General features: G+C 70.5%; 11 protein-coding genes. 4 read left to right on the top strand and 7 right to left on the bottom strand.

What is annotated here, in order from left to right:
- Positions 1-1,302: 1,302 nt before the first annotated feature.
- Together ACQPW6_RS38780 and ACQPW6_RS38775 are read left to right on the top strand one after the other, a co-directional pair.
- Positions 1,303-1,677, top strand: a complete 375-nt coding sequence (locus ACQPW6_RS38780) for a hypothetical protein (RefSeq protein WP_433894851.1) — start codon at positions 1,303-1,305, stop codon at positions 1,675-1,677.
- Positions 1,678-1,685: 8 nt separating this feature from the next.
- Complete coding sequence (locus ACQPW6_RS38775; protein WP_433894850.1) at positions 1,686-2,309, top strand: hypothetical protein; 624 nt, start codon at positions 1,686-1,688, stop codon at positions 2,307-2,309.
- Between the two features lie 27 nt (positions 2,310-2,336).
- Here the strand turns inward: ACQPW6_RS38775 and ACQPW6_RS38770 are convergent, their stop codons facing one another.
- The gene (locus ACQPW6_RS38770) at positions 2,337-3,722 is read right to left on the bottom strand and encodes a replication-relaxation family protein (protein ID WP_433894849.1); all 1,386 of its coding nucleotides are present in this window, start codon (positions 3,720-3,722) and stop codon (positions 2,337-2,339) included.
- An 807-nt stretch (positions 3,723-4,529) separates the two neighbouring features.
- On the opposite strand from ACQPW6_RS38770, the gene ACQPW6_RS38765 reads away from it, so the two are divergent.
- Positions 4,530-4,688 carry a hypothetical protein gene (locus tag ACQPW6_RS38765; RefSeq protein WP_433894848.1) on the top strand — a complete coding sequence of 53 codons (159 nt, stop codon included), beginning with the start codon at positions 4,530-4,532 and terminating at the stop codon, positions 4,686-4,688.
- Between the two features lie 254 nt (positions 4,689-4,942).
- On the opposite strand, the gene ACQPW6_RS38760 is transcribed toward ACQPW6_RS38765, so the two are convergent.
- Complete coding sequence (locus ACQPW6_RS38760; protein ID WP_433894847.1) at positions 4,943-5,359, bottom strand: hypothetical protein; 417 nt, start codon at positions 5,357-5,359, stop codon at positions 4,943-4,945.
- Between the two features lie 209 nt (positions 5,360-5,568).
- On the opposite strand from ACQPW6_RS38760, the gene ACQPW6_RS38755 reads away from it, so the two are divergent.
- Entirely contained in the window at positions 5,569-6,108 is a 540-nt protein-coding gene (locus ACQPW6_RS38755) for a hypothetical protein (RefSeq protein ID WP_433894846.1), read from the top strand.
- A gap of 92 nt (positions 6,109-6,200) precedes the next feature.
- On the opposite strand, the gene ACQPW6_RS38750 is transcribed toward ACQPW6_RS38755, so the two are convergent.
- From ACQPW6_RS38750 to ACQPW6_RS38730, 5 genes are read right to left on the bottom strand one after another with little or no spacing between them, the layout of a single operon-like run.
- Positions 6,201-6,950: a hypothetical protein gene (locus ACQPW6_RS38750; protein WP_433894845.1), complete on the bottom strand. Its 750-nt coding sequence runs from the start codon at positions 6,948-6,950 to the stop codon at positions 6,201-6,203.
- Entirely contained in the window at positions 6,947-7,258 is a 312-nt protein-coding gene (locus ACQPW6_RS38745) for a hypothetical protein (protein WP_433894844.1), read from the bottom strand. Before ACQPW6_RS38745 ends, ACQPW6_RS38750 begins: the two co-directional genes overlap by 4 nt.
- Complete coding sequence (locus ACQPW6_RS38740) at positions 7,255-9,462, bottom strand: Mucin-19 (RefSeq protein ID WP_433894852.1); 2,208 nt, start codon at positions 9,460-9,462, stop codon at positions 7,255-7,257. The genes ACQPW6_RS38745 and ACQPW6_RS38740 overlap by 4 nt, the downstream gene beginning before the upstream one ends.
- Positions 9,463-9,479: 17 nt before the next feature.
- Positions 9,480-10,907, bottom strand: a complete 1,428-nt coding sequence (locus ACQPW6_RS38735) for a replicative DNA helicase (protein ID WP_433894843.1) — start codon at positions 10,905-10,907, stop codon at positions 9,480-9,482.
- Positions 10,883-11,974 carry a hypothetical protein gene (locus ACQPW6_RS38730; protein ID WP_433894842.1) on the bottom strand — a complete coding sequence of 364 codons (1,092 nt, stop codon included), beginning with the start codon at positions 11,972-11,974 and terminating at the stop codon, positions 10,883-10,885. Before ACQPW6_RS38730 ends, ACQPW6_RS38735 begins: the two co-directional genes overlap by 25 nt.
- Between the last annotated feature and the right edge of the window lie 544 nt (positions 11,975-12,518).

The following is a 12,518-nucleotide window of genomic DNA, read 5'->3' as shown; positions in this document are numbered from 1 at the left end:
AAGGAATTCCTTTCGGAATTCCTCGCAGACCTGAATTCCCCTTCGGGGAATTCGTGGTGGTTCTGTCGAGCCCCTTCGGGGCTCTTGGTTGGCGTCTTTGAATTCCCTTCGGGAATTCTTGAGTGATGTGTGGTGATTGCTTTTCGCCCCTTCGGGACGAATTGGATTCCCCTTCGGGGAATTGTTGGGTTGGGGTTTTGCCGCCGTTGGCGGCTGGTGGGTGGGGTGGTGGCCAGCCCCTGTCGGGGCCTTGTTGTGGCCGGGGTTCGGGATGGTTTGCAAACCGCAAACACCCTATTGAGTGGGGTTGTGAGGGTGTTTCAAGTGTTGGGGGGCGCGGTCCTGCGGACCGGCCGATGGTGAGTGCGGGAAGTTCGAGTGCGGGCCTTCGGCCCGTTATGCGGGGTGTCCCGGTGGTGTGGTTTACGGGTGGGTGCGGCCGGTCCTTATGGGCGTGCTCCGTGGATTGAGCTTAGCGGGTGCGTGCGGTGTGCGTCATTTCCGGTGAGCCGCTGGTTTCTGGACTCAGTCATAGGCCCCGCTCCGGGGAGCGCTAATCGCCTACGGCGATACATGAAGGTGCCACGGTTTGGCACGTGAAGGGCCGAACCTGACGGCATTTCAGGTTCGGATTCTTGGTGGAATAGGAGCCGAGTAATTCAGGGCCGGTCTGGGAGGCGCCTCGCGGGAGCACCCGACCGAGGCCCTGCGGGCCTCTCCAGCGGGCCGTGCCCGAAGGTCGGCCACCCGGCCCACACCCACCCCGACACCGCCCCTGCACCAGACCGGCACCAGCCACGTCCCGGCTTGCAAACCAGAAACACCCGGCTCAGCCCAGACGGCAGAGCAGGCGGGGCGGGGCAGGCGCGGCAGTTGACTCACTAGTTCAAGCCTGTGCTCACCTGCCGACCGACACCTGCCTGATCAGTTTTGGGCCGAAATTCGCCCGGTTTCCGGCCACTTCGCTAGGCCGCGGAGCAGTACCCGCCCACCGCTTCCGCCCAGCTCAGAGGCCCTTTGACGGACTGTCGGCCCGGCCACGAATGTGCGGGACAAGCGCACGCCCCCTACGCCGCCTCACCCCGAGTACCGACATCACCCCGCGACACAAGCAAGTCCATGGCCTGAGCCTCCCGAGGTTCAGGCCATCGCCACACCCACCTGGCCCTGTCACATCGCCGTGTTCTACGACGATCCGCTTCGCCCGCTACCAGGGTTGCGCGGCTAACTACCGCGCTCTCTACCGTCCGACTCCCCCGCCGCCCCTCTCGCCTACACCGCCCGCTCACCAAGGAGCCTCCGATGCCCTCCCGTACCCTCCAGGCCGCCATCACCGCACTGCCCGCAGGTGCCACCGCCTTGTTCGAGCACAACGCGCTCTACGCGCTGGCCGCACTGGTGCTGTGCTCGGTCCTCACCGTCCTGCCGGGCCTGGCCGACATCGCGGTGCGCTGGCGTGCCGACAAGCCCCGGCGGGATCGGGAGCAGATCGGGAACCAGGCGCTGAGCCGAATCGGGCAGGACGATCCCGAGCGTGTGGTGGCGCTGCTCGCCCGGCTGCCGCCTACGGCCAGTCCGTTGGAGCGGGAGCCGTCATCGGCGGCGGGGCCGGCCCCGCCCGAACCGGCCGCCTCGCCGGGTGATCCGGCAGCGGACGGTGCGGGCGGGACGGGATGATGTGCGGCATGACCGAGGCAGGCACCACTCCCGTCACCGCCCGGGTGGCATTCGGCACCAAGCAGCTGCTCGCCGACATGCGGCCGCTGTTCAAGGCCGAGCGGGCCAGGGCGCGGGCGCTGTCGGCGACGTCGCGCTGGGACTGGGACGGGCTGCCGGGCCGGGAGGCTGCGGCGAAACGGGCGCAGTGGGCGATGTACCGGGCGCACCTGCGCGAGACGGGCGAGCTGGCCGACACCCTGGACGTCCTGGTGGCGTTCGGCGTGCGGGCCGAGCTGGCGGCGCGCGGCTGGGATCAGGAGTGGCCGCCGTTGCCGGCGCAGGCGCGGAACCCGGGCCGGTGGCCCGGGACGCGGGACGGCGGGTGGCCGGAGCGGGTGACGGTGCGGCTCCCGGCCGCCCTGGTGAACCAGGTGCTGTCGGCGTGTTGGCACACCAGCGAGGACGCCATCGGTAAGCTCCGGGACTGGCGGGATGAGCACCCGGACATGCTGCCGACCAAGCCGTTCCGCTATCCCCATGACGACGCGGCGCTGGCCGAGTACGAGCAGTTGGCCGCGCAGGTGACTCCGGCCGGGCACATCTGGCGGGCTGCGGTGATGCGCGGTGTCGCGGCCGAGCCCCCGGCGTGACAGTCAGCGTTACACCGAGCGTGACACTCAGCGCTGGTGGCTCGGTTGGTTCCACATCCTGCGCAACGCGCCGCGCATCCCGGGCTTGGACCATTCCCGTTCTACGCGGTGCATCCAGCAGTAGGTCCCGTCTTCGGGCGGGATCGGAATGGGGATGCGGTCCACGTCGTTCTCGTCCGGCTGCTCGTCCAGCGCCATCTCGCAGTTGGGATTCGCGCACAGCACTTCTTCCGGTTCGTCCTCGTCTTCGTCGTCGTCCCACATGCGCTGCAACTCCGCACGGGCCTCTGCACGCTCGGCTTCCTCACGCTCCCGGGCTTCGGCGTCCCGCTGCTCCTTGCGCTGCCAGTAGGCCGCGAGCGTGTGGGTGTCCGGGTCGGCGAGCGCCTGGAGCAGCGGCTCAAATCCTTCGCGGTGCTGCGCGACGCGCTGCCAGACTGGTCCGTGCGGGCCGTGCTGCTGCAACCGCTCCAGGGTGGTGAGCACCAGCGGGACCTTGCCGGTGAAGTCGAGGTAGAAGTCGCCCGTGCGGTCGCGGTGTTCGTCGGCTGCCCAGTGCTCACGGGACAGGTCGGCCACGGCCTGCATCCGGTTGGCCAACGCCCGCGGCCCACCTCGGCCGGTGAAGACGAACGCCAGCGGCGGCCAGCCAGTCAGGCCGGTGTCGGGGTAGAGCGTCTCCCAGTACGGCACCAGGCCGGCCCCGGACGTCTTGCGCGCCACCCAGTCGCCCGGCGCAGCCGGGTCGTGGACGCGGCGCCGGTAGAGCGCGGCGTAGGCGGCGAGCTTGTCGGCAAGGCGTTCGACCGGTTCGGTGTTCAGGTCGACTTCCACCATCAGCAGCGGCACCCCGGCCTCCGAGGCACGCAGCACCGCGTCCGGTCGCACGTTCTGCTTGCCCGAGCTGGCGAGCGCGTGCGGGACCTCGGTCCGCCAGGAGGTGATGTCGCCGACGCCACCCCGGGTGAAAGCGACGACCGTGGCGTTGACTGCCATCGCGTGCGGCGCCCCGCCACGGCCCGCGCCCCGGGCCCGGCCGCCCATCTCTTCCGGCTTGCGCTTCAGCAGTCGCGCGGCCGCGTCCAGCCCCTTGGGCTTGAGAACCCAGAGCTTCTGCGATGGCTCCCCGGTCCGGTCCGGCGCACCGAACCGCCCCGAGGGGCCCGCCGTGCTGCCCTCGGACTCGACTTCGTCCTTGAGCGCCAAGTCCAGCAGAGCATTGCGGACCGGTTTGTTGTCCGCCAGGTGCGGGCGCTCCAGGGCTTGTATCTGGGTGGCGGTCGCCACCTTCAGCACACCCAGCACCCGCAGCGCCGCCTCTTGGTCCCTGATCGTGGAGCGCGTCCGCTTCTTCGTCGGTGTCGCTGGCTCCATTGCTTCTGCTGCTGGCTGTGCTGCTGTTGCCTCGGTCATGTCCCGCCTCCCCGCGCGCTGCTGCTGTAGAGGCTCTCCATGGTCGCCTGCCGGGCCGACAACCAGGCCCCGGCCCTTTCCACCGGCCGACGCAGCAGCGGCGGCCACGCGGCCCGCGCAGGGCCCGCCGGAGGCAGAAACCGGCCCCGTGAACCCTCGCGCCGGCCCACCACCCAGCCGCACCCGTCTCTTTTCCATGGGTGCAGCGGGGGTGGGAGGCAAGAGGGTTGTCGGGACTTTCAGTGATGTCCGGTCAAGGGGTCTGAACTGCGGAAACACCGGGAAGGGGGGTGATCCTGTCGGGTATACCCATGGGTGCAGCGATGGGTGTAGCGGCGGGGGGAGCCGTGGGTACCGGCGGACCGGGCGGCGGGCGACATCACTACCAGCCCGGTGCTGCCGCCGTTGCTGCAGTTGCTGCACGGTCCCGGCCTGCTGCTCGAACTGCTGCCGCGCCGGGTGCCGTTGCGGTTACTGCGTCGCGGTCCCTTCCATTGTGCACGTCGCCGGCCGCGGGCCAGGCCCGTCGGCGAGAGCACGAAGCCCCGGGCCGCCGTGGGGGTTGAGCGGCACCGGGACTTCATCGTGGGGGTCTGTGGTGCCAACGAGCGCGGGCCGCGTCCGTTACGGGGCGGCAGGCTCCGGGCTGAGGCCCGGCGGTGAGTTACGCGCGGCGCCCTGCCGCCGCCGGGCCGGGCCGGCGGCCGCCAGCTCCTGGCCGCCGCCGGCGCCCAGGGCCGTTGTCGTACCCCCGTGGGACGATCCGCGGATCTGTCCGCATCCGAACGCGGAAGGAGGTGAGGGAAGGTGACGAAGAAGCAGCAGCACGCGGCGGTCGTGTTCGTCGGGATGCTGGCCGTGCAGGTCGCGGCGAAGAAGATCGTCGGCCGCGAGGCCGCAGTGCTCGGGATCTCTACGCTGGGCATCGCGCTGGCCACGGCGATGATGACCGTGGCCATCGGCTGACGGCCGGCCCTGGTACGGCGCGGCCCGCGCGACCCGCCGCACTACCCTTGCGGCGGCCCGCCCGGGCCAGTACCGCGACCAGGGTGCCACACGGCAGCGACAGGCGGCGCCCCACCTCCCGGAGGTGGGGCGCCGCTTCGCGTTCCTCGGGCAGTCCCGAGTTCCACAGCACCGTGGAACTGTTCCACGCCGCCTGATAGGCCCCGTTCCACGACCATTTATGGCGTTCCACGAGCCACGTGCGGGCCGGCTGCTCAGCCTGTTCCGTGCCGGCTGTCGATGACGATGTCGCGCACGGGCTTGCCGTCGGGGTTGGCCAGATCGAGTTCATCGGTGACTTCGGCGATTACGTCGTAAGCGCGCTGGAACAAAGCGCGTTCGCTGGCGGGGTGAGCGTTGAAGTTGGGCGGGAAGGGGATGCTTCCCTTGAGCGCCTGCTGCATCAGTTGCGCCAACTGCGGACCGGTGAGCGGGATCCGAATCAGCGCGTTGCTCTCCTGACCGGTCGGGGCGCTCGGAAGCACTGAGCCGAACTGCATAATTGCCTGGCTGCGAAGCTTTTCCCAGGTCAGCACGGTGCATACCAGGTTGACCGTGGTCACTCCGGCGGCCTTTTCCAAGCGTATTCGGTGGTTCTTCGACAACAGCGTCAGGCTGCTCTTGGCTGCCATGCAGTCTCCGCCTCGGTTGGTCCCGTCGTCCCGGCCGGGATGGCTGGGCCTCACAGTAGAGCCCTTGTCGGTGCCCGTCAGCAACTAGTCGGTGACGCTCCGGCGCGTGAACGCGGATGGACGGATGCCGAGTTGGGCAGGGAACCAGGCTGGGTGCGGCGACAGGCCGCCCCCTCGGTCGGCGCGCTGGGACGGCTGTGAGGAGCCTTGTGAATCCGGTCAAAGGGTTAGTGGAGTGGTGGAAGCAGGGGCGGGAGATATCCGCTGAGCTACGGGAAGAGCGCCGCAAGGAAGAGGCCGAGCTCCTGCGGAAGAAGCAGGAGTTCGAGGACCTCCATCGGGGGCGCCTGAACAAGGCCGCCGGCGTCTCTTCCATGCAGATCGTGTGCCACGAGGACACCTGGAAGTTCGTAGACCTCGCGGTCTTCCCTCCGGTCGGTTACAAGATCCCCTTCTACGGGCTGGTGGAAATGCAGCACTTCCCCGCCAATCGTGTCGAGCGCGGGAAGGACGGCACGGTGACCGTCACCCTTTCCGGGCGGCACCTGGTGGCGGTCTTGACGATCACGCGGGCCATCGTGGCCGTGGGTCGCAACCACTTCAGCACCGACATCCAGCGGTACGCGATGGCGGACCGGGTGTATGTCCTGCTCTCGGAACTGGTCGACGGGATCGACCCCGATTCGTCCTCCGGCGGGATCCCCCAGCTCGTGATCGACGCCGGGCTGGAGAAAAACGCAGAGGACTGATCGCCCGGCGGTCGGGCGGTACGTGAAGCGGCGCGGGCCGTACGTCATCCGGTTGACGTACGGCCCGCGCCGGCGAGAACTCGAGGACCGTTTCAGTCCTGCGGCGTCCAGCCGCGGACTTCGAGGTGGGTGAGACTGGCGTCCGGGGCCAGGCGGCCGGTCTCGACCATCCAGCCGCGCACCGCAGCCGAGACGTCGCCGCCGGCGGCGTCGACCCGGGTCTTCCACTCGGCCGCGTCGAACCCGGCCTCACCCATCCCTGGACCGGCCGAGTTGCCGTAGGCGCGTTCCTCGGTGCCGTCGCGGCGCTGGACGACGCCGCGGCGGATGCCGGGCGAGTCCTTGCGGCGGCCGGAGTCGATGAGGAACGCGCCCTTCTTCGCCCGCACCGTGAACGCGATCCGCCCGCCCGGCGCGGCGGCGGTGCCTTCCACCACCGGCCGCAGCCGGGAGGCTCCCGAGGCGATGTGCTGCTTGGCGGCACGGGCGAACGTCGACTGCCCGGGTGTGGCGACGACGTCCTTGGTGCGCACCCGCGCCTTCTTCCCCGAACGGGTGGTGCGGCGCTGCACGTTCGGGCGGGCGATGGCCTTGAGCTGGTCGACGGTGGTGGCCTCGCCCACCTGGAACTCCTGCACGGCCTGGCGCAGGCCCTCCACGTAGGAGGCGCCTTTGCCCTTGGTGAAGAACTGCGAGACCAGCGAGGGGTCGCGGCCGATGATGTCGCCGACGTCCTTCTTGGTGAACCCGGCGTCGAGCAGCTGCTGGGTGAGCCGCGCCGCTTCGTTCAGCTGCGGCCGGCCACCGCGGCCGCCGGTTCCCCGGCGCCTGCGCGGCGTCATGCGGCCACCTCCTGGTCGTCGTCCTGGTCGCCGCCGTCGACGGGACCGGTGGGTTCGTCGTCGCAGGTGTGGTCGGCGTAGGTCGACTCGGTGTCGGTCCACTGCGCGTCGCCGCCGGCTGCGCACCGCTCGCATGTCCACTCGCCGGACCAGGTGACGTCGTCGTCGGTGGTGTCGGCCTGGTCGCAGTCGTGGTCGGCGTGCGGGACGGATTCGTCGGGCCAGTCGGCCTCGCCCGAGGCGCCGCAGCGCTCGCACGTCCAGCCGCCGAACCACCACACCGCGCTGTGCGTGCTGCTAAGGGTCATCGCGCGGCCCCCTGTGCGGCCTGCTGAGCCAGTTGGGCGCGTCCGGCGGCCTGGAGGCCCATCAGATCGTCCTCGGTCGCCGGTGCGGCCACAGGACCCCGCAGGAGGCCCTTGAGCAGGTAGTCCCCCGGCTGCCCGTGGTATGGCCAGGACGCGGCCTGCTCGGTGGCGGTGGTGTAGATGGCGTCGGTGCGGAACGCGACCACGCTGCCGGCGGGCAGGTGCAGCGCGCCGACGGAGACGTTGTCCTCGCGCATCCGCGTCGACAGCAGCGCGGCCCGCGCGCCGGACCACACGCCGGCGGCCCATTCGGGGTGTGCGTACGGGTCGCGGGAGAAGCCGTTGGAGCGCTGCCAGGTGATGTTCGCCCCGTCCGATCCGATGATCTGCGCGCCGGCCGGGATGTCGGCCTCGCGGCCGACCGGCACCGATGCGGTGGTGATCCTGGGGCGCTGCGCGAAGCCGCCGATGCCGTAGAGCAGGATGCTGCGGACCGCGCGGGAGGCGAGGTGGGCGGCGGTGCGCTGCCGTTCGTCGGCGTGGATGCCGGCCAGCGCCTGGAGGGAGGACCAGGCGTCCTTGAGCTTGGTCGACCAGTCGCGCAGCGGCGTGCCGGATTCCCACAGCAGGCCGTCGAGGATCTCGATCCGCCACGGCGCGACGGGGTTGCGCAGTGCGAGGTTGACCTCGGCCCCGCCAGCCCATGTCACGAACTGCTGGCCGCCCTCGGCCGGGTAGTACCAGGCGCGGTCGCCGGCCGCCGGGGCCGGGAGGATCCCGACGTGGTTCCAGCCGTCCGGCACGGTCACCCGGATCTGCCAGTGCGACGGCGCGAACAGCGCGTTGGTCTGCTCCTTCTCCGACATCGCGGCGAAGGTGGCCGCGGTGACCCGGCGGGGAGCTCCGACGCCGGAGGCCCAGGTGTGCTTGGCGTAGGCGAAGGTGCGGTCCAGCTCGGCCAGGCCCGGCAGTTGCTCCGGCACGCGCGGCGGCGCCACCAGCTCGGTGCGGCCCTGCCCGGCTGTGGCGTGCAGCAGGCCGCGGATCTCCTCCGACATGACCGGGTAGCCGCCCTCGGCCCAGCGCGAGCCGGCCTTCGTGGGGATGGTCCGCGACCACAGGTCCCGGCCGGTCTGCGACGGCGAGCCCATCAGCACCACGTCGCTCCAGTGCCGGTGCAGCGCCTTCCACAGCAACACGAACGCGTCCCGAACGGTGGCCGGGTCCGCGCCGGCGGTATCGAACCACTCCCCCGCGGAACGGATCTCGGTGTGCTGGTCGCCGCGCTGCCACCGGCCGACCGGGTTGCGGTGGTGGACCAGATGCCCGGCCATCCGGTCCCGGCCCCTCGAGGACTCAACCGACCAGCCGCCGTGGACCGGCGCGTTCAGCCAGGCCGCAACCGCATCGCGCAGGAACGGGAACCGGTCGGCATCGCGGTGCCACGGGTCGCCGCCGGTGATGTAGATCCGCTCCACCGAGGCGGGCACCACGGCGTAGACGGCGGTCAGGATCTCCCCCGCGCTGCCCGTGCCGAGGTCGACGCGCACGCTCTGGTCGCGGTGGACCAGGACGCCGGTGTCGGTGTCGAGGAACGCCATCTGCCGGGACTGCTGGGTGAAGTTCGGGTGCTTCGAGGCGAGGTTCGCCGTGACGGCCGCCCACCGGTCGCCGGCCTCCCCGGCCGGGATCGACGGCAGCTCGCGCGGGTGCTCGGCCGCCGGCGGACCGGCAGGTGCGGCCGGGGCCGGAGCGGCGGCCGCGGGCGGCTGCTCCGGTACGTCGGTGTGCTCCTGGCCGTCGCCGTCGACCGGAGCCTCGGCCGGATCGTCGGTCGGCGGCGCGGGCACCGCGGCGGCCAGCTCGGTGCCGGCGGCCGCGGTCGGCTCGGGAGCGCGGCGCAGGTCGGGCGGCACGGCGCCGACCGGCTGCGACACGGCAGCGACCGGGGGCGCGGCCGGTGTCGGCACCGCGGCGGCCGGGGCCTGCGGACCGAGCCGGGGCACCAGGGCCACAACCTCGGCCACGCTCAGCCCGGCGGCCGGGGCCAGCCGGTCCGCCTTCGCCTTGTCGAACGAGCCCAGCAGCCTGATGCGCCGGTCCCGGTCCTGCTCGGCCTGCTCCAGCTCGCGGCGCAGGCCCTTGATGTCGTCCCGCACACCGCGCAGATCGGCGAGGCCCGCGGTGAACTGCTTGCTGTCCATCACGATCTCCCTGGTGCTCATGTCTGGGCCATGTCCACGAACCGGCTGAAGTGCAGTTGCGCGGCCACCGTCACGCAGGCTGTGGGTCCGAACCTGTTCTTCTCGATCACGAGATCGACCTCGCCGGAGCGCGCCGATTCCTTGTCGTCGGCGTCTGGCCGCTCGACTTTGATCACGACGGATGCGTCGTTCTTGATCGCACGGGACTCGCGCATCAGGCCGTCGTCGTTGAGCTGCGACAGGGCGATGACGTGGCAGTCCAGTTCCACGGACAGGTTCTTCAGGCCGCGCGAGACGGACGCGACGGCCTGTTCGCGGGTGATGCCGCGGTTCTGCGTGACCTCCACGAGCTGGAGGTAGTCCACGACCAGGAGCTGGAGGCCGCCGTCGCGGGCGCAGGCCCGGGCCGCCGCGGCGATGTCGCCCAGCGAGGCACCGTCGGGTCGGTAGACCCGCAGCGGCAGCGACGCGAACAGCTTCGGGCCCAATCGCCGGACGGTCTCCCACCCGTCGTCGGTCAGGCCGCCTTGGTGCGTCAGGTGATGTAGCGCGACCTTGCCTTCGGCGGCAACGATCTTCTGCATCAGCTCGGTGGCGGACATCTCCAGTGAGGAGAACATCACCGTGGCGCCGGTCTTCGCGGCGGCGACGGCGGCGTTGAGCGCGAACGTGGACTTGCCCACGCCGCTGGCCGCACCCACGACTGTCACGTTGCCCGGCTGCATCCCGGAGGTGACCGCGTCCAGGTCGGCGAACCCGTAGGTCAGGCCCACCTTCCGGCCGTTCTGGATGTCCTCCAGGTCCGCGACGAAGTCCCAGAACAGGTCACCGACCGCCGGCGGCGCGGCGTGCAGGCCCGAGATGCCCGCGACCATCGCGGTCAGCTGCTGCTCGACCAGGCCGCGGACCTCGTCCCCGTCGCCCTCGTCGCCGTAGGCGAACTCCACGATCCGCTGCGCCGACTCGATCACCTGCCGCCGGTACGCCTTGGCCCGCACGATCTCCGCGTAGTGCGGGCCGTTCCCCGCGGCCGGCACCGCCTCCACACAGACGTGCAGGTACGGGGACCCGCCGACCCGGGCCAGCTCCCCGCGCCGTGTGAGCTCTGCGGCCACCGTGATGGCGTCGGCCGGCTCACCCGCCGCGCGCAGATCGCACGCCGCCCGGTGGATCGTGGCGTGTGCCGGCCGGTAGTAGTCCTCCGCGGTGATGCCCGTGGCCAGGATCTCCGCGAAGAACCGGTGCGACGCCTGCGACGGACTCCCCGACAGCAGCAGCGCCCCGATCACCGCCTGCTCCGCCTCGAGGTCCTGCGGTGGTACCCGCGAGAACCTCACCTGCCTCGCGTCGTCCAGGCCGGGGCCACCACCGAAAGCGTTGCTGGGAGCGTCGTAGGACTGGGCTGGAATGTCGGGCGCCATCAGCCAGTCACCGCCATCGCGCACTCCACACAATCGTGCCGGTAATAGATCGGGTGCACCGGGCACAGCTCACGGCCACGCGCATCAACCCGACCACGACCAGAACCTTGCTGCGCCGATGCCGGCAGGCGACGCCCGATCGCCTCACGCAGTGGCAGGTTGGGGATCCGCTTCCTCTCCAGGGTCACCGGGTAGTTCTTCACACCGTTCGGGTTATGGGTGAGCTGGCGGGCCAGGTCGTCATCGAGCAGCCAGCCCTGCGCGGTGATCTCCTCAAGCAGCAGCGGGGCGAGACGTTGGGCGTCCCTGCGACCGCACGTCCACGGGTCGGGCAGCAGCATCAGGAACCGCTTCGCCGCTGCCAGGTCTTCCGGTGCGAAGCACTCCTCCTCCTCCTCCTCCTCCTCCTCCTCCTCCGGCGAAGCCGGCCCATCCGAGGGCCGTGCGTTGTCGACGGGGGGTAGGGGGGAGGAGGTTCCTCCTCCGGAGGGGGGGTGTGGGGGGGTGAGGCCATGCGCGTGGATTTCCAACGTGTCGGTCTGACCTGCATAGACGTTGGATTCCGACGCGTCGGAATCCAACGCGTCGGAATCCGACGCGTGGATTTCCAACGTGTCGGTCTGACCTGCATAGACGTTGGAAATCAACGTGTCGTCCGGAGTGCCCGACGCCGGTTGCGTTGGAATTCCACGTGTCGCGCTGAGCTGCGACGATGCCGCGATGCCCTGCGCGACGTACTGCGGGTTGTTCGCCGGGTTGCGGTACACCACGAACGCCCACCGCGGGCGGCCGGCGTCAGTGTCGTAGCCGTCGCGCCGCCTGCTGACGTGGCCGGCCTTCTTCAGCCGCGCCATGACTCCGCGCAGCCGGCTGTCGCCCATCTTCCAGCCCGACGCCTGGAACTCCTTCGACAGTGCGGCGACGCCTGTCGGCAGCTCCGGGTCGCGCAGCAGTAGCCGGATCAGCACCCCGTAGTCCTCCGGCTGGAGGTCGGGCGAGTAGGCCAGCGCGTACGGCACGACCACCTCTTCTGGCGGCTCCCAGGCCCGGACAATCGAGGCTGCGGCGAACTCGCCGCTGGACATCTTCATGCGCCCACCCCCGTGGCCAAGAGCTGGACGCTGCGGGAGCTGGCGGAGGTCAGGGCGTGGTGGTCGATGCGCGCGATGCTGGACGAACCGGCCTGTGGACAGAATCCGGCGGCGGGGTGGGTCGCGGGCGCAGAGAAGTGGGTCATGCCGGGTAGTAGTGCGAATCCGGCGCGGCGTGTGACCAGCCGGGCCGGTGAAGGTGGATCTGCCGCGGGCCGGCCGGGAAGGCCGCCGATGCGGTTGTGCATGTTTGACACGTACGGTCCCTATCGGTAGGGAGCCGCAGATCAGCGGTGCAGTGTGACGCGGGCCACGCGATGCCTACTTCTAGTGGGCGGTGCGGTGCCTGTCGCTCTATGCTCCTGGGTAGGTGACTACACGGGCCTCGTGTCCGAGACACCCGGCGCGGTCACCGCGCTGATCTACGGTTCCACTGGGCGGGGGCTGGTCGAAGGACTGGTCAACTCCGCGGACTCGGATCAATCCGAGTGAGCACTGCCGGGCAGGTAGCAGTGGAGCCGACACTTGATGGCCGTTCCTGTTG

Origin of the sequence: Streptomyces sp. CA-111067, from assembly GCF_050956065.1 — a bacterium.
In the GTDB taxonomy this organism is placed as follows: Bacteria; Actinomycetota; Actinomycetes; order Streptomycetales; family Streptomycetaceae; genus Actinacidiphila.
This window is presented reverse-complemented; position numbering and strand designations above follow the sequence as displayed.